We start from the raw sequence: 21,164 nt of genomic DNA, 5'->3' as shown, positions 1-21,164 counted from the left end.
AAATTAACCTTTTAATTTATCCGCTTTTGCAATAGCTTCATCTATATTTCCAACCATATAGAAAGCATTTTCTGGTAAATGATCATATTTACCTTCTAAAATTCCCTTAAATCCTGCTATTGTATCTTCAAGGCTTATATATTTTCCTGGGCTACCTGTGAAAACTTCTGCAACGAAAAATGGTTGTGATAAGAATTTTTCAATCTTTCTTGCTCTTTCAACTACAAGTTTATCCTCTTCGCTAAGCTCATCCATACCTAAAATGGCGATGATATCTTGTAAATCTTTGTATTTTTGAAGCACTGATTGAACACCACGAGCAACTTTATAATGTTCTTCTCCAATGATATTTGGGTCAAGCATTCTTGAAGTTGAGTCAAGTGGGTCAACTGCAGGATAAATACCCTTTTCAGCAATAGCTCTATTTAAAACCGTTGTAGCATCTAAGTGAGCAAAAACAGTTGCTGGAGCTGGGTCTGTTAAGTCATCAGCTGGAACGTAAACAGCTTGAACTGAAGTGATTGAGCCTTTTTTAGTTGAAGTAATTCTTTCTTGGAATTTACCCATTTCACTTGCTAAGGTTGGTTGATAACCCACAGCTGATGGAATTCTTCCTAAAAGTGCTGACATTTCAGAACCTGATTGTGAAAATCTAAAGATATTATCAATAAACATAAGCACATCAAGACCCATTTCATCTCTAAAATACTCAGCCATTGTTAAACCTGTTAAAGCAATACGATTTCTTGCCCCTGGTGGTTCATTCATTTGTCCATAACATAGAGCAACTTTGTCTAAAACATTACTTTCTTTCATTTCATTATAAAGGTCATTTCCTTCACGAGTTCTCTCACCCACACCTGCAAATACAGAATAGCCGCTATGCTTAAATGCAACATTGTGAATAAGCTCCATAATAATAACAGTTTTACCAACACCTGCACCACCAAAAAGACCTACTTTACCACCTTTTGCATAAGGAGCAAGTAAATCTACAACTTTAATCCCTGTTTCAAAAATCTCACTTTTTGTGCTTTGATCTTCAAAAGCTGGTGGATCTCTATGAATTGCCCATTTTTTATCAAAAGAAATTTCTTCACCTTCATCGATCAAATCTCCAGTAACATTGAAAATTCTTCCTAAAACTTTCTCACCAACAGGAACACTAATGGGAGCACCTAAAGCCTCAGCTTTTAAGCCCCTTACCAAACCATCTGTCATATCCATAGCAATAGTTCTAACTCTATTATCTCCTAAATGAGCTGCTACTTCTAAAACAAGTTTATGTTTTTTTCCTTCGCTTTCAAAATTTACAACAATTGCTTCATTAATTTGAGGCAAATAGTCGTTAAAATCTACATCAACAACCGGACCTAATACCTGTGAAATAAATCCTTGCATTATTTATCTTCTCCTTAAAATTTTACTATTTCATTGATTCAACACCACTGATAATCTCTATAAGCTCAGTAGTAATGGATTCTTGTCTTGCTTTGTTATAAGCTAAATTTAGTTGTTTCACTCTTGCCTTTGCGTTATTAGTTGCATTATCCATAGCTTGCATTCTTGCGCTATGCTCTGCCGCCAAAGAATCGATTAACGCATAATACATATTATACTCAAAATACGTTTTCATTAAATCTTTTAAAAGCTCAGTTCCTTCCGGTTCAAGCTCTAAAAGAGAATTATGAGTCTGTTCAATACTCTTTGGCTCAACTGGAATAAGATGATTAATTTTAAGTTCTTGGGTAATCATATTTTTATAACCATTATGAACTAAAATCACTTCATCTGTATTTCCATTTAAAAAATCATCTACAGCAGCATGAATTACTTCACATGCTTTCTCATAATCAGGACTAGAACTAAGATGGAAATATTTCTCTAACAATTCTATTTTTTGAAAATTAAAATATTCAATCCCAGTTTTACCTATAGCTCTAAGACGAATATTAATATTTTTTGCTTCATATTCTTTTAGCATTTCACTTACTGTTTTTAAAGTCTTAATATTAAAACCACCGCATAAGCCTTTATCTGCAGTGATAAATATTAAATCTACGGTTTTAATTTGTTCTTTTTTATGAAACAAAGATAAACGCACATCATCTTCATTGTGAACAATTTTATTGATCTGAAATGAAATTTCACTCAAAATTTCATCGATTTTTTGTGCATAAATTTTTGATCTTTTAGCTGCTTCTTCTGCTTTTTTTAACTTAGCAGTAGAAACTAGCTTCATAGCATTTGTAGTCTTTTGAGTGTTATGAACACTTTTAATTTTTCTTTTAATTTCTTTTAAATTAGACATAAAAGACCTTATAAATGATTTGCTTTAAACTCATTAATGGCTTTAGCTAGTTTTTCTTCCAAATCAGAATCTAAAGCTTTTTTAGAGCGAATTTGCTCAAAAATATCTGGATGTTTTGCCTCAATAAAAGGATAAATTCCATCTTCAAATTCCTTAATTCTAGAAACAGCAATATCATCTAAGAAACCTTTGGTTCCTGCAAAAATTAAAACTACTTGTTTTTCAACGCTAAGCGGAGAATAAGGTGGTTGTTTTAAAAGTTCAACCATTCTTTGTCCACGTTCAAGTTGTTTTCTACTTGCCTCATCTAAATCACTAGCAAATTGTGCAAAAGCTTGAAGCTCTCTATATTGAGCAAGGTCAAGTCTTAATGTGCCTGAAACTTGTTTTGTAGCTTTAATTTGAGCAGCCCCACCTACACGAGATACTGATAAACCAACATTAATTGCAGGACGAATTCCTGAGTTAAATAAATCAGTTTCTAAGAAAATTTGTCCATCTGTAATTGAAATAACATTAGTTGGAATATAAGCAGAAACATCTCCTGCTTGTGTTTCAATTATCGGCAATGCCGTCAAAGAACCAGCACCTAATTCATCATTTAGCTTGCTTGCTCTTTCAAGCAATCTTGAATGAAGGTAAAAAACATCACCTGGATAAGCTTCACGACCTGGAGGACGACGTAAAATCAAAGACATTTCGCGATAAGCTACAGCATGCTTGCTCAAATCATCATAAACAATTAAAGCATGTTTTGCGTTGTCTCTAAAAAATTCACCCATGGTTACACCAGTATATGGAGCTAAGTACTGTAAAGCCGCAGGATCTGAAGCACCGGCATTTACAACAATAGTATATTCCATAGCACCATGTTCTTCTAGTCTTTTAACCACTTGTGCCACTGTACTTTGCTTTTGACCAATTGCAACATATATACAGATAACTCCTTGACCTCTTTGAGATATAATAGTATCAACAGCAACAGTAGTTTTACCTGTTTGTCTATCACCTATGATAAGCTCTCTTTGACCACGACCAATTGGCACAAGCGCATCAATAGCTTTAATTCCTGTATGTAAAGGCTCATGAACACTTTTTCTCGCCATAATACCTTTTGCTTTTTCTTCAACAAAACGATATTCATTAGCATTGATCACACCTTTAGCATCAATTGGCTCACCTAAAGCATTTACAACACGGCCAATCAAAGCCTCACCTACTGGAACTTTAAGTAATTTCTTAAGTCTTTTTACAGAAGCACCTTCTTTTAAACCTTCTCCTTTTCCAAGTATAACAATACCTACACTCGACTCTTCAAGGTTTAAGGCCATTCCTTTATCACCATTTTCAAATTCTACCATTTCTCCAGCCATAATATTCTTAAGTCCATATACCTTAGCAACACCATCAGCTACAGAAATAATCTTTCCTGTTTCTTCAATTTCAAGATTTAAATCAAAATTTTCAATTCTTTCTTTGATTATTGAACTGATCTCATCAGCTTTAAATTTCATTTACTTTTTCTCCTTAGATAATTTTCAATATATATTCGTTTAGCTTATTTTGAAGAGCTTTCATAGAAAAAGAAAGTTCATAACCTAATTCTTCTAATTCTATTTTAACACTATCATCTTGACTGATTTTATTATTTAGTTTAATATTTGCATCAAATTTTTTGTTAAGTTTGACTTCAAGATCTTTAAGATTTTCTTGACTTAATTTTTCTTTAGAATATACAATACCAACAAAAATATTTTCTTTAAAAGCTTTTTGTCTTTCAAGTTCTTTAACTATTTGAGGAATGCATTCTAATCTTGAATTTTCAATCAAAAGTCTTAAAAAATTTTGAAAACTAGAATTTTTAATATCAAAAAAAGAATCAAGAAATTCCATTTTTCTTTCTTTTTTAATCTCATTAGATTCTATAATATTTTTAAATTTTGGCAAAACAAAAGCAGAATTTAAAATACACAAATTCTGATAAAAATCATTTATATCAGCTCTTGAAGCTATCGCTTTTGCATATCTTCTTGCAATTATATTTTCCATATTTAAGATACCTTCTTCATCATAAGTTCTATTATTTCACTCTGTTTTAATGTCATATTTGGATCAGAAAAAATTTCATTTAAAGTATTTGATACTAATTCTTTTTCCATTTTTCTAAATTCATAATCTTTTTGTTCCTCAAAATGTTTTTGAAGTAAATCTAACTCATCTTGAGTCTCTTTCTTAATATTTTGAACTAAAATTTCAGCTTCTTTTTTTGCTGTAATTAAAGCGGCAGCAGCACTTGCCTTAGCTTCTTCAAGTTTTTTCATCGTGTCTAATTTCTTAGCTTTACTTTCTAAAAGTTTTTTTTGAATTTCATCAAGTTTAGAAGAAATTTTTACAATACGGTTTTTGTAAAAATTTTTAAATGGAGTTGCAACAAAATAATACAATATAGCTACAAAAATTAGAAAATTAATAGTCCTTGGAATAATATCATATTCTCCACTACCGTTTGATGCACCAAAAGCATACAAAGGTAGCAAAAATATAATAAAGAATAACTTACTCATTTCTCTCCTCTTAAATTTTCTTTATGTTATTTTGCAAAGCTTGCTTAAGCTCAGATAAATGTATGTTTAAATGTTCTTGCAACTCTTTTTTTTGAACGGCTAAATCTGCATAAAAACTGGCCATTTTTCTTTCTAATTCTTCTTTCTTGCTTCTAAGAATTTGCTCTGCCTCTTCTTTAGCAGCAGCTATAGCACTTTGTTTAATTTTTTGAATTTCTTCTCTAGTGTTAATATGAATAGCTTCTAATTCATCATTCACACCTAAAACTTCTTGAGAATTTTCTTTTACTTTATTCTCATCATTTTTTATAGAATCATTTCTTTCATCCATAAATTTTAAAAGCGGCTTATACAGCATACTATTTAAAATAACTATCATAGCTAAAAAAATAGCCATAGTAGCAAGCATTATGGAAGGATGCATATCTTCAAACATAATTCTCCTTGGTTAGAATTTTTGAAGGACTATTTTACCATAAAAAAGCTAAGATTTTGGTTAAAGCTTTTCAAGCATTTTGATTAATTTTTTAATTTTATCAATATTTTCTAAATGAATTACAAAATCATTATTTTTATTTTTGCAGTCAAATCCAAAGCGATTTAGTATTTGTTTTAATTTTTTTATTTCATCTTCAAATTCTTGATTAGGTAAGCTTTCATTATTTTTTATTTTTTTAACTATTTTTTCAGTATCTCTAACATTAAGTTTTTGACCTATTATGCTATCAACCAACATTTTTTCATCTTTTTGATCTAAACCAACCAAAACTTTAGCATGACCCTGAGAAATTTTTCCAGAAGCAATCAACTCTTGAGTTCTAATATCTAAATTCAGAAGTCTTAAAGTATTTGTTATTTGAGTACGAGACTTATGAATAAGTTCTGCTAAATTCTCTTGAGTAATCTTATGAACTTGCATCAAATCCTTATAAGAATTAGCAAGTTCAATAGGGTTTAAATTCTCTCTTTGTATATTTTCAATAAGAGCCAATTCTCTAAGTTTATTCTCATCAATATCAGCAATAAAAGCTAGAATTTCTTTTTTTCCTAATGCTTTCACTGCTCTTAAGCGACGTTCCCCAGCAATTAAAATAAATTTATTATTTTTTTTAAATACAATAATAGGCTGAATAAGTCCAAATTCTTTGATAGAATTAGCAAGCTCATCTAAAGCTTCTTGATCAAAATTCTTTCTTGGCTGAAATGGATTGGGTGAAATTTGATCAATTTCTATCATAGTGCTTTGATTTTTATCAAAACCCAATTCTTTGCTATAAACAGTATCCATATCACTGATTAAACTACTTAAACCCCTATCTTTATTTAACCCCATTATAATTATCCTAATATAGAATACGCCAAATTTTGATAAGCAACAGAACCTGGCGATTTAATATCATAAAGAATTATAGGCTTTCCAAAACTTGGACTTTCTGCAAGTTTTACATTGCGAGGGATCACAATAAAGTCATCTTCGTTTCCATTAATAGTAAAAAGTTGTTTTTTAAAATTTTGTTTCAAATCATCTACAACATCTTTAGAAAGATTATTTTGAGAGCTATACATTGTCGGTAAAAATCCACGAACCCTGAGTTTAGAATTAATAGTTTTTTTGATAATTTTAATTGTATTTAAAACCATAGCTACACCCTCGAGCGCATAAAATTCACACTGTATAGGGATAATTACACTATCACTTGCTGCAAAAGCATTTATAGTAATACTTCCAAGAGCAGGCGGAGAATCAATAATAATAAAATCATACTCATCAATCACTTCTTGAATTTGATTTTTAAGCAGCATTTTTTTCTCATTATTTTCACCTTTAGCAAGCTCTTGTTCTATACCTACAAGACCTATATTTGAAGGAGCTAAATGAAGTTGTGGCAATTCTGTTTTTAAAATAATATCTGAAAGCTTTTTTCTTCCTATAAAAACATGGTAAATATTATACTCATAATTATTACGATTAAAACCAAGTCCTGTAGTCGCATTAGCTTGCGGATCAACATCAATCAAAAGTACTTTTTTTTCAGCCACAGCCAAAGAAGCGGCTAAATTTACTGCTGTTGTAGTCTTTCCTACTCCACCTTTTTGATTTGCTATTGTAATAATTTCGCTCATCTTAAACTATACACCCTTTTATCGCCTAGTAAAATTGAACCATCTTCATACAAAAAAGAATTTTCAAGTGAAAAAACTTTACCTTCATGATGGACGCTAAATTTTCTTGATTTTTCGAATTCTAACATATACTTGCTAAAAATATTCTTCCATAAAATTTTTTTTTCTACTTTTTGCAAAAACTCACTCACTAAATCTTTAAGCGAAATTTCTATATCGCATAAAGCTGTATTTTGGGGTGCAAATTTCAGATTTAAACCCATACCGCCTATGATAAAATTTGAAATTTTAGCACTTATAACCCCTCCAGCTTTTTTATCATCTAAATATAGATCGTTAGGCCATTTAAGCCAAATTTTAGAACCTTTTTCTTGTAAAACTTCTTTAAGTAAATAAGCAAAATAAATACTCACAGAAGCTAAAGGTAAATCTTTTGGCAAGTCTTCTTCTTTAATACAGAAAGAAAGATGTAAATTTCCTTTAGAGCTCTGCCAAGAATTTTCCCTACTTCCAACTCCATTTATTTGTTCTAAAGCATAAATAGCAAAATTTTCATCAATCTTTCCATTGCGTATTTGCTTGCATAAAAAAAGATGAGTTGAGTCTATACTTTCAACACAAACTATCTTCACTTTTAAGCCTTTTTCCATTTAAATAAGTCCTACCATCAAGAGCTTTTTTTCCACTTTCTTGAAGTTTTTTAATACGCAAAACTCCTTGTTTGCAAGCAAGCAAAAAACTTTCTTTTTCTAATTCTAAAATTTCACCCATCTTAGCATTTTGTTTTAATTCATCCACAAGTTCAAGTTCTAAGAATTTAAGTCCATTTTCCAAGAAAACTCCAGGCCAAGGGGTGAAAGCTAGATATTTTTGATAAAGTTCTCTTGCATTTTGCAAATTTATAAGCCCATCTTCTTTTTTGATTTTTCTACAAAGTGTTGCTAGACTTTCCTCTTGTTTTTTAGGGGTGATTTTATCGAAATTTAAAAGAGTAGAGAGGATGATCTTAGCGGCCAAATTTGCTAAAAGTTCAAAAACTTCACTTGAATTTTTATCTTTTATATCACATTCTAAGCTTTCAAGTATAGCACCTGTGTCAAGCCCTTCTTCCATGAGCATGGTGCAAACTCCACTTTTTTCATCTTTGTTTAAAATCGCACTTTGGATCGGACTGGCACCACGGTATTTTGGAAGTAAAGAAGCGTGCAAATTCACACAAGGCGCTAAATCCAAAATGGCTTTAGGTAAAATTTTTCCATAGGCAGCAACCACGATAAAATCAGGATTTAAATCCTTAATCTCTCTTATAATATTTTTATCTTTTAAAGAACTTGGAGTAAAAATAGGAATACTAGGATAATTTTGACTTAAAAAAGCCTTAGTATCACTTGGAGTTAAAATTTGCTTTCTACCTACGGCTTTATCAGGCTGAGTAAAAAGTGCTACGAGTTTAAAATTTTCATTTTCTACTAGTGCTTTTAAAATACAAGTTGCGTAAGATGGAGTGCCCATAAAAATAATTTTTTTCATTTTTTCGCTTTGTGTGAAATTAAAAGTTTTAATTATAGCTTATTTGATTTTAAAAGAGAATTTAATAAATTAATCACTCAAACAAAGTTCCACCTATTTGTTTATCTTCTAATAAAAATGTCTTTGCCACACTTAAATCAAAGCCACTTGCTAAAAACATTTTTTTATTGTGTTCAAGTAAAAATTTAGCTGCCTTAAGTTTGGTTACTATACCACCTGTTCCGTGCTCACTACCTGTTTTTATGGTTGCTTGTAGCCATTCTTCTTTAATATGAGTGATTTTTTCTAAACGCTTTGCATCACTAAATTCACTAGGATTTTTATCGTAAAATCCATCAATATCGCTTAAAATCACAAGCAAATCCGCATCAAAAAAATGCGTAGCATAAGCACTTAAACTATCATTATCACCAAAGACAATTTCTTCTATAGCTGTAGCGTCATTTTCATTGATAATAGGCAAAATTCCTAAATTTATCATCATATCGATAGCATTTTTTGCGTGTTTAGTAGCTTTTCTAGAGTCAAAATCCTTGCCTGTAAGTAAAATTTGTCCGCCTAGTTTGTTAAATTTGGCTAAAAGCTCGTTATAAACACTGATTAAAAAAGGTTGTCCAATAGCAGCTAAAACTTGTTTATTAATAAGGTTTTTTCTATCGATATCTAGTTTGGTGTGTCCTGCCGAAATAGCCGCCGAGGTTACTAAAATTACTTCATATTTTTCCATGAGTTTAGCTAAAAATGCGACTAAATTTTTAAGACGCTCAAAACTTAAAGTGTTTTCTTCGCTAATCACATGAGAACCCACTTTAACAACTATTCTTTTCATGCTTATTCCTTGAAAAATTTTTATAATTTTAGCCAAAATTTCATATAAACTAGTTATTTTTGAAAAAATAGGGAGTGTTTGAAATTTTTAATATAAAACACTTCCTAGATTGTTAAAATTTTTTTTGTTATTTCTTAAAGTTTTAATTTCTTCTAAAAGCATGAATTTAAGTTCTTTAAGTCCTGTTTTTTCAAGGCTTGAGACTTTGATTAAAAAGCTTTGTGGATTATTTATTTCTTTGAGATAATTGTCTAACTCATTAATGTTTAAAGCAATTTGCTCAGCAAATTCCTCTCCTAAACGAACACTATCACTTTTTGAAATCATGATGCCAAATTTACGCCCAAAAAGTTCATTGGAAAATTTTTCAAGTTCTTTTCTTAGTACTATAAATTGTTCTTTTAAAGGCATTTGCCTCATAGGATCTAGCACGAAAAGTAAAAAGCTCGTTCTTTCTATGTGCTTTAAAAAGGCAAGTCCTAAGCCTTTACCCCCACTTGCTCCTTCGATAATCCCTGGAATATCAGCCATAACAAAGGAATTATACTCATTTACATCTACAAGTCCAAGTTTTGGAGTAAGGGTGGTAAATTCATAATTTGCAATTTCAGGTTTTGCATTTGAAACAACGCTTATAAGAGTAGATTTTCCCACATTTGGAAAGCCCACAAGCCCTACATCGGCAATAAGTTTAAGTTCAAGTCTGACTAAGCGACTTTCTCCTTTTATACCAGGTTGTGCGTAATCGGGGCGTTGATTGGTGGCGTGTTTAAAATGGGTGTTGCCAAGTCCACCTTTTCCACCTTTTAAAAAAAGCTCTCTTTGTCCTTCTTTGGTAAGATCAAGTAAAATTTCATTGGTTTGTGCATCGATAACTTGCGTTCCTTCGGGCACTATAAGTTCTAAATTTTCACCCTTTTTGCCATTTTTATTGCGTCCCATTCCACCAGCACCATTTTGCGCGCGTAATTCTCTTTTGCCTTTGAAATTTACAAGAGTGTGGGTATTATTATCACATACGAAAATAATATCACCACCATTTCCACCATCTCCTCCATCAGGGCCACCAAGTGGAACATGTTTTTCACGGCGAAAACTTACAGCACCTTTGCCACCATCGCCTGAAGCTAAAGTAATTTTAACACTATCAATAAACATTTAAATTGCCTTTGACTTTAAATTTATAAAGCTAAATTTGAGTAAATAAAAGAAGTTAAATTTATAAATTTAAAGTTTTCAAGACGCTAAAAAGCGTCCTAAAAACTTATGCAGGATATACAGAAACTTTTTTTCTATCTTTGTCTTTTCTTTCGAATTTTACAAAACCATCAATTAGAGCAAAGATAGTATGATCTTTTCCCATGCCTACATTGTTACCTGCATGAGTTGCAGTTCCTCTTTGGCGGATGATGATATTTCCAGCTCTAACAAACTCGCCACCAAATTTTTTAACACCTAAACGACGACCTATGGAATCGCGGTTATTTTGAGTTGAACCTTGACCTTTCTTGTGTGCCATTCTTTACTCCTTAAGCTTTGATATCTTTTACTACAACGCGAGTAAATTGTCTTCTAAAACCGCGTTTGAGTTTAGAATCTTTTCTGCGTCTTTTTTTGTAAATCACAACTTTTTTATCTTTTCCGTGATTGATTACTTCCAAAACAACTTTTGCACCTGCTACGAAAGGCGCACCTACCTTTAATTCTTTATCATTGATAGCAAGAACTTCGCTTACTTCAATACTTGCTTTGCTTTCAGCTTCAAAGTGATCTAGTTTTAGCTCATCGCCAACACTTACTTTGTATTGCTTTCCGCTGTGTTTGATAATAGCATACATTGCTTTTCCTTATAAATTGGTAGTACCATAAAGCACCGTAATAACGGATTTAAAAGCTTTATTGGTTTAATAAAATTTCGATTTTACAAAATTTTTCTTTAATTTTTGATGAATTTAAGAAAGAGTTTAGAGTTTGAGAAAAATCAAACTCTAAAAATTTAAAAGCCTAGATTTACTCCGCCGCCTTCTTGGGTTTGATAATTTGCATCACGACCTATAGTGTAGCCATTTCCACTACCAGTATTACTTAAAGGTCTGCAAATATCGCCCACTTTTACACTACCTTCTGTGATTTTTGCATAAGAAAATTTAGGGCTTGTGCGAGTGATTTCAATACTTCCTGTTTTGCTTTCTACTCTTCCTGTATTTTCTTTTGTATAAGTATCTTTTATAACCTTCCCAAGAGCAAAACATTCATAAACATCACCTTGATTTAAGCTTTGAGAAAATATTACTTCATTGTTTTCAACACTTGCAACTTTCAAAGGATAAATTGCGTTTAAAATATCTCCTGCTATACGATTTGCAATTTGTTTGAGTGCGGTTTCATTGGCACTAAGACTATTGTCTTTAAGATTGACTTTCATGCTTAAAGTATTAGAAAATTTAATTTGTCTTGTAGCAAATAAAAGCACACGATAATCTACGATAACTTCAATTTCAGTTTTGCTTTTTCCTGTTAAATTGCTTGTTTTTTGTTTACCTTCAAGTCCTGAAATAGAAAACAATAAAATATAATCTGTTGCTAACATATTTTTAAGTTTATAAACTTCATCGCTAGCTGCGTCGCCACTTTTGATTAAAGCTTTTTCCATTTCATAATAGCCACTAGAATCACGGTCTAAAACATTAAATTTACGACTTTGCAATAAATCAGAAATGATTTTTTGTTGCAAAGCTGAGCCTATACCTCTTTTTGCAGCATCTGGAGTAGAATCAAAAACAGTAATACTTCTTCTATTATCTGCACTTAAACCTGGAGCTTGATACTTTTTTGTTGTTGTGGTTTTAAAAATCGTTACATTGGCTGTATATTTACCATTTGCATCTTGTTCAACACTATTGATTTCATAAGTATCAGCTCTACCTTTGGTGGCTTTTGAAATTTGCTCGCTGTAATTATCTTGTATATTTGAACCTGAATTATCAGTTGAAACGCTAGTATTAGATTTCTTAAGAGAATTGATGCTTACTCTGCTCATTTTTCCTATAGCCTCTATAATGGCATTGTTTATCGCATCTTCCCTGGTCAAGCCTGTGCCTTCACCTGTGCTTGATTTTGTTGAAGTTGTGGTTATAACTTTAGCATTAAGACTTAGGCTTAAAAATAAGCCTAAAAAAAGAATTTTAATTATTTTCATCTTTTACCTTTAAAAATCATCCACGCTATTTACAACATTAGAACTTCTTTGTATGCTAGAAGATTTTTTAGCTTCATTTTTTGTTGCATTTGACTTTGAATTTAAAGCCTCATTTGTGTTAGCTAAATTTTCATAAGAATAAAATCTCACAGCTCCTACATGTTCAATACCATTTTCACTTGTATAGCTCCATTTTTTAAGAGTACGAATACCACGAATTTTACCGCTTGCGCTTGCTTTTATTTTACTATTTACTTTATCAATAATATTTGTTACGTTTTGAGTTTGTTCTTGAGTGGAACTATCATTAACATTAATACTTTGTTTGATGATTTCCTCGTAAGTATCACCAGTTGTTCTTTCATCTTTAAGACTTAAATTTGTATTAATAAACTCTATAATAGCAGCATCAGCCATAGTAAGTGCTGTTTCTTTGGCTCTATCTTCTAAAATATTTGTTTTTTTAGCATTACTAGGATCTGCTACATAACCCCAGTTTCCATAACTTAAAATAATAGGCGCACCATTTTCATCATAAACTAAGCGAATTCCATATTCATTTAAAAAGCCTTTTGTATCTTTTGGCAGATACTCACTTATTGCCTTGCCTTTACCCTTAATAGCACTCTTTCTTGCTAGTGCCATATCTTTTGCTAATTGGCGAGTTTTATTGGAAATAACAGCAATAACACCTACATCATACTCACCTCTTCTTTGTGTAACTATAGTTTACACAGGAACAAGTCCACTCATAGAACCTATGGCATTTGTCATAGTTTTATTAAGAAATTCTTGCTTTAATAAAGTCTTTTTTCTGTCTTCGCTTAAAGAATTTGTATCTATACCTAAATCTTTTAATGCCTTATCAAGCTGAGCACCAGCTAATTGTGTAAGTTTATTTAAAATTTGATCAACCTTATCACCTTTTGGCAATTCATCAAATTCCTTAGCATTAGTAGAATTATCTGCTTCATAATTTTGAATCTTGCTTGTAGCAATTCTTCCAAAAGCATCTCTTATAAATTCGCTTTGTAAATTTAACATTGCTTTTTGATAAGCATTTTGTAAAGCTTGTGCAAATTGTGGATCAGTATCATTTACAGCAACAGTACTTTTTCCTGTATAAAAAGTTTTTCCATCTTTGGTTATACCATATTCTATACCGAAATTATCGGCAAATTCTTCAAAAAAATCTTCAATTGATTTTGGGGTAATATCCTTAGTACTTGCGTCAGACATTTCATTTTGAGTATTTATATCTTGTTGTGTAATTTCTACAGGCTGGGAACCTTATGCATAAAGTAAACTTGCCATAACTAAAGAGCCGATAAATAATATTTTTTCATTTCGTATCCTTTTAAAAATATAAAAAAAGCCCAAGCTAAACACTTGAGCTAAAAAATTTTATTCATAAATTAATTTTTATTTTACCAAGTAACTGATTTACTAGAACCGGTTTTATCAATAGTTTGCTCATCTTCCCAATAAACTAAACCTGATGTTAGATCAGTAAGTCTTAGCAAGAAAAAGTATTCTACTTGAGTTTTACCATTGCTAAGTTTTACATTATCTTGTCTAATTTTACCCGCAAGAGAAAAATCAGGCGATACCAATGTCCCTTTTTTTGCTATGGTTTTTTGATTAAACTCATCATTATCTCTTAATTCTCTTACATCTTCACTCATGCTATCAAGTGCTCCGCCTGCAGCAACTGCTGAAGTTAGAACAAATTTACCTGATTTTCTTAATGCAGAAGTGATTTTTGCGGTGAGTTTTTCAGTATCGATTCTTTGCGGGGTATCATTCACAACCCTACCAATAGCAATAACCTTTCTTGTACCTGGTTTAATATTTGCAAAAGCAGGATCGCTTAACATACTATTTATCATAGTTTCAGCTGCACTTTCAAAATCTTGTCTGTCAAGACCCAAGGTTAAAGCATCGCCTTTTTTTACCTGACTTGCCTTTCCATCTGTATAAGCTGTTTGCGCACAACCACTAAAAAGCAAAGCTCCAATAAGAGCTGTTCCTAAAATTTTTGTTTTTTTCATGATTTATCCTTCCTAAAATGAGATTAATTTTTTGCTTTAATTTCTAATCTAAAATCATTCGCTCTTGTATCAGATGCAAGTTTACGAAGAATTACCTCTTGTCCTGCTGGAATTCTAAGGGCTTGATAGTCCTCATTTAAAACATCTCTTAGCACAAAACCATCTTTATCTAACCAATCTACTTTATAAATTACATCTTTAGCAAAAGTACTGCGCAAAATCACTTCAAATTCTAAATAACCATTGCTATTTATACGCTTTTGAAATTGTTTTACTAAACTTTTTGGTAAATTTGAACCTAAAATTACAGTATTTTGATTTGAATTTATTTGATAACTTGGTGCACAAGCACTAAGTAAAAACATTAAAATAAATAAAATATTTTTTTTCATCTTTTAGCCTTATTTTTCCATGATAGCAACACTTGCGGGTAAATACGGAGCAAAAGAACGCACTATCACAAGAGCATTTTTATTTTTATCCAATGATTTTTGAAACAAAATATTGCCTTGTGGATCTTTGATTTCTAAATTTCCGTCGTTTTCTATTGTTGCTATGGCAATACTTTTTGGTAAACCTCTCCAAGAACGCACATCAGCTTTATTGGTTGCAGCAGTTGCTACTGCTGTTGCAAGACTTAGCCATCCACCTGTAGAGTCATTATTTGCAACAGCTACATTTAAAGTGGTTTTAATTATAGTTTGAGCTAAGGCTTTAGCAATCATTGCAGGCATATTTATTTTAAATTCAGTAGCGACAATATTGTCTAAATCTACAAAATCATTTGTATTTTGACCATTTATATTTAAATTTGCAAAAGAAGCTTCCCTTTTTTTCAAGGTTTGCAAAGCAATATTTGTGCTAATAATTTTTTTATCCACTATAAAAGGTAAGGTTAAAGCAAATTCATCCTTAACTACACCAAATCCATTTTCATAAACTACAAAAACATATTTTTTAGCTTTTTTGACTTTTATTTTTGTGGCATATTCTTTAAAAATTTTAGCCTCTTTTTTGATAGTTTTGTTTTTTGGATAAATAATAGCTACTTCTCTAAATAAATCTGCAGCTTTTCTATAATCTTTATCCATAAAGAAAAATATTGAAGCAAGATAAGTCGCATAAGGATTTATGAAATTTTTTGTTGTATCAAATTCTTTAAATAAATTGTCATATTGCGCTTCTATAACTTTTGAATTTTCATTCATATTTTTATCATAATTTTTATCTTCTTTTGCCTTATCTAAATCAGCACGATTTTTTTCAATTTCTTTAGCAAAATATTCTTTTGCCTTATCTTGACGCATTAAAACACGATTAAACTCAACTCTTGCATTTTCATAATCATCTTCTTCCATATAGTTTAGAGCTTTATATATATTAACCATAATTCTTTCATATAAAGAACCATCATAATCTACTATATTATCATTAAGCAAGGTTGTACCAATAAATTTAGCTGCTTTAGGGCTTACATTTTCTAAATCCACATCATATTTATAAGATTCTTCTACAGCATCAAAAAATACATTACTTTTATTAAAATCACCACAATTTCTAGCAATCAAACCTGCATTTAATCCTGTATAAATGACATCATCATTTTTTTTAATTTTTTCTAAATTTTGATTGAAAAAATCATCACCACAATATTTTTGTGTTAAAGTATTTTCAAATGTTGTATTTTGTTTAACCTGATTAACACAAGCTGTTAAAAAAAGGCAAGCAATACCTGAAAAAATCAACCCAACTTTTATCTTCATTAAATTCCTTTCTTAAAGAAAATTAAAAATGAATATTATAGCGTAGTATATACTTAAAAACTAATGAAAAAATTTTAACCCTAGGAGAGAAAAACCTAGGGTTTGATTTAAATAAGCATAGGAGCTAATACAAAGCCTAATGCTACAGCAATTGCAATAGCTAAAACCCCTGGTATAAAGAATGAGTGATTAAATATAAATTTACCAATTCTAGTCGTTCCTGTATCATCCATTTGCACTGCACCTAACAAAGTCGGATAAGTTGGAAGTACAAAAAGTGCTGAAACTGCTGCAAAACAAGCTACAAGCATATAAGAATCATGCGGATTTGCTGCTGAAATTCCTAAAGCAGTGATAATTACAGGTACAATGGCCTTTGCGGTTGCTGCTTGAGAATATAAAAGCATACTTGCAAAGAAAAATGCAACTGCTAACATAGCAGGGGTTTGTTTAACCCAGTCGCCTGCTACTTCTTTGATAGAAGCTTCGTGTCCTGCAACAAAAGTATTTCCAAGCCATGCTACACCAAAAACACAAACACAAGCAGTCATACCGCTTTTAAATACACTAGTGTCAAGAATTTTACCTGGCTCAACTTTACAAAGCCAAGTGATCAAAGTTGCTGCAGTAAGTAAAAAGCTCATAATAGCTGCATCTCTTGAAACCACAACAGGATCAATCCATTTAATATTACTTGAAATTGCGGTTGCATAAAGTACAACTGCCAAAACAGTGATCAAGAAAATTACCACTGAAAGTTTAGCACCTGGTTTATCTTCGCCATGCAAAACAGCTCCTGCATCCTTTACAAGTCCTGCTTTTAATCGTTCTTGATAAACACTATCCTTACTCAAATCCATAGGAGTGATTAAACTCACTATAAAAGCTGCAAGCATACAAGCTACAAAAGTTGTGCTAATCCAAATTCCAATTAAAGTTGGATAATTCCATCCAAGTGGCTCTAAAACTCCGCTCATATAAACCACAGCTGCACTTACAGGAGAAGCAGTGATTCCAATTTGCGAAGAAACAACCATTAATGAAAGTGGAACACTAGGTTTTATGTTTTGAGATTTTGCAACATCAACTACAACAGGCATTAAAGAAAATACCGCATTTCCTGTTCCTGCTAAAATTGTAAGCAACCACCCACAAGCTGGAGCTAAATAATTTATAAATTTAGGACTTGATCTTAAAATTTTTTCTGTCACCCTTACCATGTAATCAAGTCCACCTGCTTGTTGCATAGCAGAAATTGCTGCAATAGCTGCGGCAATAATTAAAATAACATCCCAAGGAATATTACCAGGTTTCATACCTAAAACAAGCCCTAATATAACTACACCTAATCCTCCAGCATAACCTATAGCAATACCACCTAGGCGAATACCGATAAAAATCGCCCCAAGAAGGACGATTACTTGCAAAATTATCATTATATCCATATTAAATCCTAAGTGCTATTTTTTAGCTTCCATGTGAGGATTTAGCATATTTGATGGAGTTAAAATTTCATCAATTTGTTCTTTGCTTAAAAGCCCTCTTTCAAGCGCAATATCAGCCACTCTTTTTCCAGTGTTCATTGCCTCTTTGGCTATAGAAGCTGAATTTTCATAACCAATATAAGGATTTAAAGCTGTTACTATACCTACTGAATTATAGACAAAGTCTGAACAAATTTTTTCATTTGCGGTAATACCATCTATACATTTATCAGCTAAAGTATACATTGCTTTTTCTAGCATTACAACAGAATTAAATAAGCTATATGCTACAACTGGTTCAAAAACATTAAGTTGTAATTGTCCACCCTCACAAGCAAAAGTTACAGTTACGTCTGCTCCAATAACAAAATAACAAACTTGATTAACTACTTCAGGAATAACAGGATTTACCTTACCTGGCATGATAGAACTACCTGGTTGCATTTTTGGAAGATTAATCTCATTAAGACCACATTTTGGACCACTACTTAAAAGTCTTAAGTCATTACATACTTTAGAAAGTTTTGTTGCAACACGTTTTAAAACACCTGAAATTTGTACATAAGCTCCCGTATCTTGAGTCGCCTCGATTAAATCCTCAGCCACAGTATATTCAAAACCTGTCACTTCTCTTATTTTTCTTTCTACAACCTTCGGATAATCAGGATGAGAATTAATTCCTGTTCCAATAGCAGTTCCACCCAAATTGATCTCTAAAATCAATTTTCTAGCTTCTAATACTCTTTGTATATCTTCACCTATCATTACGGCAAAAGTTTTAAATTCACGACCTAAAGTCATAGGTACAGCATCTTGCAGTTGGGTTCTACCCATTTTAAGAACATCTTTAAATTCTTCAGCTTTTCTCTCATAAGCTTTTTTTAGATGTTCCATAGCTTTTGCCAAATCACTTAAATAATCATGCAAGGCAAGGTGTAAAGCTGTAGGATAAGCATCATTAGTACTTTGGCTTAAATTAACATGATCATTTGGATGAAGATATTGGTATTCACCTTTTTTATGACCCATAAGTTCAAGTCCTATGTTCGCTATAACTTCATTAGCATTCATATTTGTACTTGTTCCAGCACCTCCTTGGATCATATCTACTACAAATTGATCATAATATCCGCCTTCTAAAATTTTATCGCACGCTTTAATAATCGCATCTTGGATATTTTTATCCAAAAGACCTAATTCATGATTTGCCATAGCTGCAGCTTTTTTTACTCTAGCCAAAGCTCTAACAAAGCGAGGAAAATCTTTTAATCTATCATGAGAAATATCAAAATTTTCAACAGCTCTAAAAGTTTGCACTCCATAATAAACCTCATCAGAGATTTCTAATTCCCCAATAAAATCATGTTCTTTTCTTGTTCCCATTTTGAACCTTTCATAAAAGTATTTTAATTTAAAATCAAAAATTTTTGATTTAAATCATAAAATAATGATATTGCATTTTTAGTTAATAATTGGTTAATAAGAAAACTACTTTCAAATACAATAAATTAAGTATTTTTATATCCTATTATGTCTTTATATTTAATTTTTATTAATATAAAAAATTTTATTTACTTTAAAAAAAATTAATATATTTTTGCAAGCTTTTTTGTTAGAATAAAATTTTTAATAATTTAAATAATTAGGGATAATATGGAAGAAATTACAATAAACATAGATAAGATTAAAATAAATGATGACTGGAAAGAATTTTTAAGAGACGAATTTCAAAAAAAATATTTTCTAGAAATCAAAAAACAATACCTAAATGCGATTAATCAAAATATAGTTATTTATCCGCCTGCAAATTTAATCTTTAATGCTTTTAATTTATGTCCTTTAAAAGAAATTAAAATTATTATCCTAGGACAAGATCCTTATCATCAACCAAATCAAGCAATGGGGCTTAGTTTTTCGGTTCCAAAAAATGTAAAAATCCCACCAAGTCTTAATAATATTTTTAAAGAATTGCAAAATGATTTAAACATCACTCCAGCAAAAAGCGGAGATTTAAGCTCTTGGGCAAAACAAGGAGTTTTGCTCTTAAATTCTATTCTTAGCGTTGAAGCAAATAAAGCAGCTAGCCATAGTTCGTGGGGTTGGCAAGAATTTAGTGATGCTATAATACATAAATTAAGTAATGAAAAATCAGGGCTTGTTTTTATGCTTTGGGGAAATTACGCAAAAAACAAGGAGATTTTGATTGATAATACTAAGCATTTGATTTTAAAAGCAGCTCACCCAAGCCCTTTAGCTAGAACAGGATTTTTAGGTTGTAAGCATTTTTCAAAGGCTAATGAATTTTTAAAAAAAGTTGGTAAAATTCCTATAGATTGGAAAATAGTTTAAAAAATTATTTTAAACTTTAATAAAAATATTAAAATATATTTATTTATTTAAAAATAAATCATATTTCTATGAAATATATTGTAATAAAACGACTCAAAAATTAATTCTTAAGGAGAAAAATGAAAACCATTGGTATTATAGGCGGAATGAGTTTTGAAAGCACTATTACTTATTATAAAACAATAAATCAAGCTATAAATGATAAATTAAAATCTTTAAATTCTGCAAAAATTTTACTTTACAGTGTTAATTTTGAAGAAATAGAAAATTTACAAAGCCAAGATAAATGGCAAGAAGCTGCACAAATTTTGACTCAATGTGCTAAAAAATTAGAACTTGCAGGGGCTAATTTTATAATAATTGCAACTAATACTATGCATAAGGTTTTTGATGAAATTCAACAAAATATAAATATCCCTATTTTACATATTGCAAAAAGTTCTGCTAAGGCTTTAAAACAAGAAAACATACAAAAAATTGGTTTATTGGGTACTAAATACACAATGACGCAGGATTTTTATAAAAAAATGCTGATTGAAGAAAATATTAGCGTTATTACTCCTAGTGATGAAGATATAAAAATCGTTAATGATATCATTTTTAATGAGCTTTGCAAAGGTGAAATCAAGCAAGATTCTAAAGAAAAATATTTAAATATTATAAAAAAACTACAAGAAAAAGGGGCAAAAGGAGTGCTTTTAGCTTGCACTGAAATTGGTTTATTAATATCCAAAAATGATACAAATATCAAAATTTTTGACACAAGCCTTATTCACGCCCTTGATGCTGCTAATGAAGCTTTAAAAGATTTATGATTAAAAGATGCCCAAAAATGGGCAAATTGCAATATTTTGAAAAGATTTATACTTATATCGGTTTAAATCTTATCTTGCTTTATAGTTTGCTATCTTTTTCTAATTGATTGATATTTAGCATTATAAATTTATAGCTCAGATAAAT

22 protein-coding genes and 1 pseudogene are annotated in these 21,164 nt (G+C 30.9%); 2 read left to right on the top strand and 21 right to left on the bottom strand.

Annotated elements, in window-relative coordinates; translation table 11 throughout:
* Nucleotides 1–3: 3 nt before the first annotated feature.
* The 21 genes and pseudogenes from atpD to aspA all read right to left on the bottom strand — a co-directional run bounded on the left by atpD (nt 4) and on the right by aspA (nt 19,238).
* A complete protein-coding gene (gene atpD / locus FBE87_RS00540) occupies nt 4–1,401 on the bottom strand; it encodes a F0F1 ATP synthase subunit beta (RefSeq protein ID WP_002852005.1) in 1,398 nt (465 codons plus the stop codon).
* A 25-nt stretch (nt 1,402–1,426) separates the two neighbouring features.
* Nucleotides 1,427–2,311 carry an ATP synthase F1 subunit gamma gene (atpG, locus tag FBE87_RS00535; RefSeq protein WP_002851834.1) on the bottom strand — a complete coding sequence of 295 codons (885 nt, stop codon included), beginning with the start codon at nt 2,309–2,311 and terminating at the stop codon, nt 1,427–1,429.
* Between the two features lie 8 nt (nt 2,312–2,319).
* Nucleotides 2,320–3,825, bottom strand: a complete 1,506-nt coding sequence (atpA, locus tag FBE87_RS00530) for a F0F1 ATP synthase subunit alpha (protein WP_002851836.1) — start codon at nt 3,823–3,825, stop codon at nt 2,320–2,322.
* Nucleotides 3,826–3,838: 13 nt separating this feature from the next.
* Nucleotides 3,839–4,360: a F0F1 ATP synthase subunit delta gene (locus FBE87_RS00525; protein ID WP_002851861.1), complete on the bottom strand. Its 522-nt coding sequence runs from the start codon at nt 4,358–4,360 to the stop codon at nt 3,839–3,841.
* A gap of 2 nt (nt 4,361–4,362) precedes the next feature.
* Nucleotides 4,363–4,875, bottom strand: a complete 513-nt coding sequence (locus FBE87_RS00520) for a F0F1 ATP synthase subunit B (protein ID WP_002851681.1) — start codon at nt 4,873–4,875, stop codon at nt 4,363–4,365.
* A gap of 10 nt (nt 4,876–4,885) precedes the next feature.
* Nucleotides 4,886–5,311: a FoF1 ATP synthase subunit B' gene (locus FBE87_RS00515; RefSeq protein WP_002851812.1), complete on the bottom strand. Its 426-nt coding sequence runs from the start codon at nt 5,309–5,311 to the stop codon at nt 4,886–4,888.
* A 60-nt stretch (nt 5,312–5,371) separates the two neighbouring features.
* Nucleotides 5,372–6,208, bottom strand: a complete 837-nt coding sequence (locus FBE87_RS00510; protein WP_002851919.1) for a ParB/RepB/Spo0J family partition protein — start codon at nt 6,206–6,208, stop codon at nt 5,372–5,374.
* 5 nt (nt 6,209–6,213) lie between these two features.
* The gene (locus tag FBE87_RS00505; protein WP_002851697.1) at nt 6,214–6,999 is read right to left on the bottom strand and encodes an AAA family ATPase; all 786 of its coding nucleotides are present in this window, start codon (nt 6,997–6,999) and stop codon (nt 6,214–6,216) included.
* Nucleotides 6,996–7,649: a biotin--[acetyl-CoA-carboxylase] ligase gene (locus tag FBE87_RS00500; RefSeq protein ID WP_002858812.1), complete on the bottom strand. Its 654-nt coding sequence runs from the start codon at nt 7,647–7,649 to the stop codon at nt 6,996–6,998. The genes FBE87_RS00505 and FBE87_RS00500 overlap by 4 nt, the downstream gene beginning before the upstream one ends.
* Nucleotides 7,612–8,529 (bottom strand): methionyl-tRNA formyltransferase, encoded by a 918-nt coding sequence (fmt, locus tag FBE87_RS00495; protein ID WP_002851657.1) that lies wholly within the window; start codon nt 8,527–8,529, stop codon nt 7,612–7,614. Before fmt ends, FBE87_RS00500 begins: the two co-directional genes overlap by 38 nt.
* A 73-nt stretch (nt 8,530–8,602) precedes the next feature.
* Nucleotides 8,603–9,358, bottom strand: coding sequence for a glutamate 5-kinase (gene proB / locus FBE87_RS00490; RefSeq protein ID WP_002851769.1), 756 nt, complete (start codon nt 9,356–9,358; stop codon nt 8,603–8,605).
* An 87-nt stretch (nt 9,359–9,445) separates the two neighbouring features.
* Nucleotides 9,446–10,516: a GTPase ObgE gene (gene obgE, locus FBE87_RS00485; protein WP_002874277.1), complete on the bottom strand. Its 1,071-nt coding sequence runs from the start codon at nt 10,514–10,516 to the stop codon at nt 9,446–9,448.
* A 106-nt stretch (nt 10,517–10,622) separates the two neighbouring features.
* A complete protein-coding gene (rpmA, locus tag FBE87_RS00480) occupies nt 10,623–10,877 on the bottom strand; it encodes a 50S ribosomal protein L27 (protein WP_002800974.1) in 255 nt (84 codons plus the stop codon).
* A gap of 10 nt (nt 10,878–10,887) precedes the next feature.
* Complete coding sequence (gene rplU / locus FBE87_RS00475; RefSeq protein WP_002778820.1) at nt 10,888–11,196, bottom strand: 50S ribosomal protein L21; 309 nt, start codon at nt 11,194–11,196, stop codon at nt 10,888–10,890.
* A 158-nt stretch (nt 11,197–11,354) separates the two neighbouring features.
* Nucleotides 11,355–12,557: a CsgG/HfaB family protein gene (locus tag FBE87_RS00470; RefSeq protein ID WP_002871914.1), complete on the bottom strand. Its 1,203-nt coding sequence runs from the start codon at nt 12,555–12,557 to the stop codon at nt 11,355–11,357.
* 9 nt (nt 12,558–12,566) lie between these two features.
* Nucleotides 12,567–13,871 (bottom strand): annotated as a pseudogene (locus tag FBE87_RS00465) (DUF6844 domain-containing protein).
* 113 nt (nt 13,872–13,984) lie between these two features.
* On the bottom strand, nt 13,985–14,608 hold the full coding sequence (lpoB, locus tag FBE87_RS00460) for a penicillin-binding protein activator LpoB (protein ID WP_002851945.1): 624 nt from the start codon (nt 14,606–14,608) through the stop codon (nt 13,985–13,987).
* 23 nt (nt 14,609–14,631) lie between these two features.
* Nucleotides 14,632–15,000, bottom strand: a complete 369-nt coding sequence (locus tag FBE87_RS00455) for a YcfL family protein (RefSeq protein ID WP_002851817.1) — start codon at nt 14,998–15,000, stop codon at nt 14,632–14,634.
* Nucleotides 15,001–15,009: 9 nt separating this feature from the next.
* Entirely contained in the window at nt 15,010–16,371 is a 1,362-nt protein-coding gene (locus FBE87_RS00450; RefSeq protein ID WP_002851858.1) for a COG3014 family protein, read from the bottom strand.
* Between the two features lie 107 nt (nt 16,372–16,478).
* Nucleotides 16,479–17,816 carry an anaerobic C4-dicarboxylate transporter gene (locus FBE87_RS00445; protein ID WP_002852014.1) on the bottom strand — a complete coding sequence of 446 codons (1,338 nt, stop codon included), beginning with the start codon at nt 17,814–17,816 and terminating at the stop codon, nt 16,479–16,481.
* A 15-nt stretch (nt 17,817–17,831) separates the two neighbouring features.
* Nucleotides 17,832–19,238, bottom strand: a complete 1,407-nt coding sequence (gene aspA / locus FBE87_RS00440; protein WP_002851742.1) for an aspartate ammonia-lyase — start codon at nt 19,236–19,238, stop codon at nt 17,832–17,834.
* A 270-nt stretch (nt 19,239–19,508) separates the two neighbouring features.
* Here aspA and ung point away from each other — a divergent pair, with 270 nt between their 5' ends.
* The gene (gene ung, locus FBE87_RS00435; RefSeq protein WP_002859767.1) at nt 19,509–20,204 is read left to right on the top strand and encodes a uracil-DNA glycosylase; all 696 of its coding nucleotides are present in this window, start codon (nt 19,509–19,511) and stop codon (nt 20,202–20,204) included.
* A 119-nt stretch (nt 20,205–20,323) separates the two neighbouring features.
* Nucleotides 20,324–21,019 carry an aspartate/glutamate racemase family protein gene (locus tag FBE87_RS00430; protein WP_002851706.1) on the top strand — a complete coding sequence of 232 codons (696 nt, stop codon included), beginning with the start codon at nt 20,324–20,326 and terminating at the stop codon, nt 21,017–21,019.
* Nucleotides 21,020–21,164: the final 145 nt, after the last annotated feature.

This window comes from Campylobacter sp. CFSAN093246 (assembly GCF_012889415.1).
GTDB lineage: Bacteria > Campylobacterota > Campylobacteria > Campylobacterales > Campylobacteraceae > Campylobacter_D > Campylobacter_D jejuni.
This window is presented reverse-complemented; position numbering and strand designations above follow the sequence as displayed.

What these genes read in the sequence shown, in the direction of transcription:
- rplU (WP_002778820.1), bottom strand. Translation starts at nt 11,196, where the DNA reads ATGTATGCTATTATCAAACACAGCGGAAAGCAATACAAAGTAAGTGTT.
- FBE87_RS00515 (WP_002851812.1), bottom strand. Translation starts at nt 5,311, where the DNA reads ATGTTTGAAGATATGCATCCTTCCATAATGCTTGCTACTATGGCTATT.
- rpmA (WP_002800974.1), bottom strand. Translation starts at nt 10,877, where the DNA reads ATGGCACACAAGAAAGGTCAAGGTTCAACTCAAAATAACCGCGATTCC.
- proB (WP_002851769.1), bottom strand. Translation starts at nt 9,358, where the DNA reads ATGAAAAGAATAGTTGTTAAAGTGGGTTCTCATGTGATTAGCGAAGAA.
- ung (WP_002859767.1), top strand. Translation starts at nt 19,509, where the DNA reads ATGGAAGAAATTACAATAAACATAGATAAGATTAAAATAAATGATGAC.
- FBE87_RS00500 (WP_002858812.1), bottom strand. Translation starts at nt 7,649, where the DNA reads ATGGAAAAAGGCTTAAAAGTGAAGATAGTTTGTGTTGAAAGTATAGAC.
- atpA (WP_002851836.1), bottom strand. Translation starts at nt 3,825, where the DNA reads ATGAAATTTAAAGCTGATGAGATCAGTTCAATAATCAAAGAAAGAATT.
- FBE87_RS00450 (WP_002851858.1), bottom strand. Translation starts at nt 16,371, where the DNA reads ATGAAGATAAAAGTTGGGTTGATTTTTTCAGGTATTGCTTGCCTTTTT.
- FBE87_RS00445 (WP_002852014.1), bottom strand. Translation starts at nt 17,816, where the DNA reads ATGGATATAATGATAATTTTGCAAGTAATCGTCCTTCTTGGGGCGATT.
- FBE87_RS00505 (WP_002851697.1), bottom strand. Translation starts at nt 6,999, where the DNA reads ATGAGCGAAATTATTACAATAGCAAATCAAAAAGGTGGAGTAGGAAAG.
- atpG (WP_002851834.1), bottom strand. Translation starts at nt 2,311, where the DNA reads ATGTCTAATTTAAAAGAAATTAAAAGAAAAATTAAAAGTGTTCATAAC.
- lpoB (WP_002851945.1), bottom strand. Translation starts at nt 14,608, where the DNA reads ATGAAAAAAACAAAAATTTTAGGAACAGCTCTTATTGGAGCTTTGCTT.
- FBE87_RS00470 (WP_002871914.1), bottom strand. Translation starts at nt 12,557, where the DNA reads ATGAAAATAATTAAAATTCTTTTTTTAGGCTTATTTTTAAGCCTAAGT.
- FBE87_RS00430 (WP_002851706.1), top strand. Translation starts at nt 20,324, where the DNA reads ATGAAAACCATTGGTATTATAGGCGGAATGAGTTTTGAAAGCACTATT.
- obgE (WP_002874277.1), bottom strand. Translation starts at nt 10,516, where the DNA reads ATGTTTATTGATAGTGTTAAAATTACTTTAGCTTCAGGCGATGGTGGC.
- fmt (WP_002851657.1), bottom strand. Translation starts at nt 8,529, where the DNA reads ATGAAAAAAATTATTTTTATGGGCACTCCATCTTACGCAACTTGTATT.
- FBE87_RS00455 (WP_002851817.1), bottom strand. Translation starts at nt 15,000, where the DNA reads ATGAAAAAAAATATTTTATTTATTTTAATGTTTTTACTTAGTGCTTGT.
- FBE87_RS00510 (WP_002851919.1), bottom strand. Translation starts at nt 6,208, where the DNA reads ATGGGGTTAAATAAAGATAGGGGTTTAAGTAGTTTAATCAGTGATATG.
- aspA (WP_002851742.1), bottom strand. Translation starts at nt 19,238, where the DNA reads ATGGGAACAAGAAAAGAACATGATTTTATTGGGGAATTAGAAATCTCT.
- atpD (WP_002852005.1), bottom strand. Translation starts at nt 1,401, where the DNA reads ATGCAAGGATTTATTTCACAGGTATTAGGTCCGGTTGTTGATGTAGAT.
- FBE87_RS00525 (WP_002851861.1), bottom strand. Translation starts at nt 4,360, where the DNA reads ATGGAAAATATAATTGCAAGAAGATATGCAAAAGCGATAGCTTCAAGA.
- FBE87_RS00520 (WP_002851681.1), bottom strand. Translation starts at nt 4,875, where the DNA reads ATGAGTAAGTTATTCTTTATTATATTTTTGCTACCTTTGTATGCTTTT.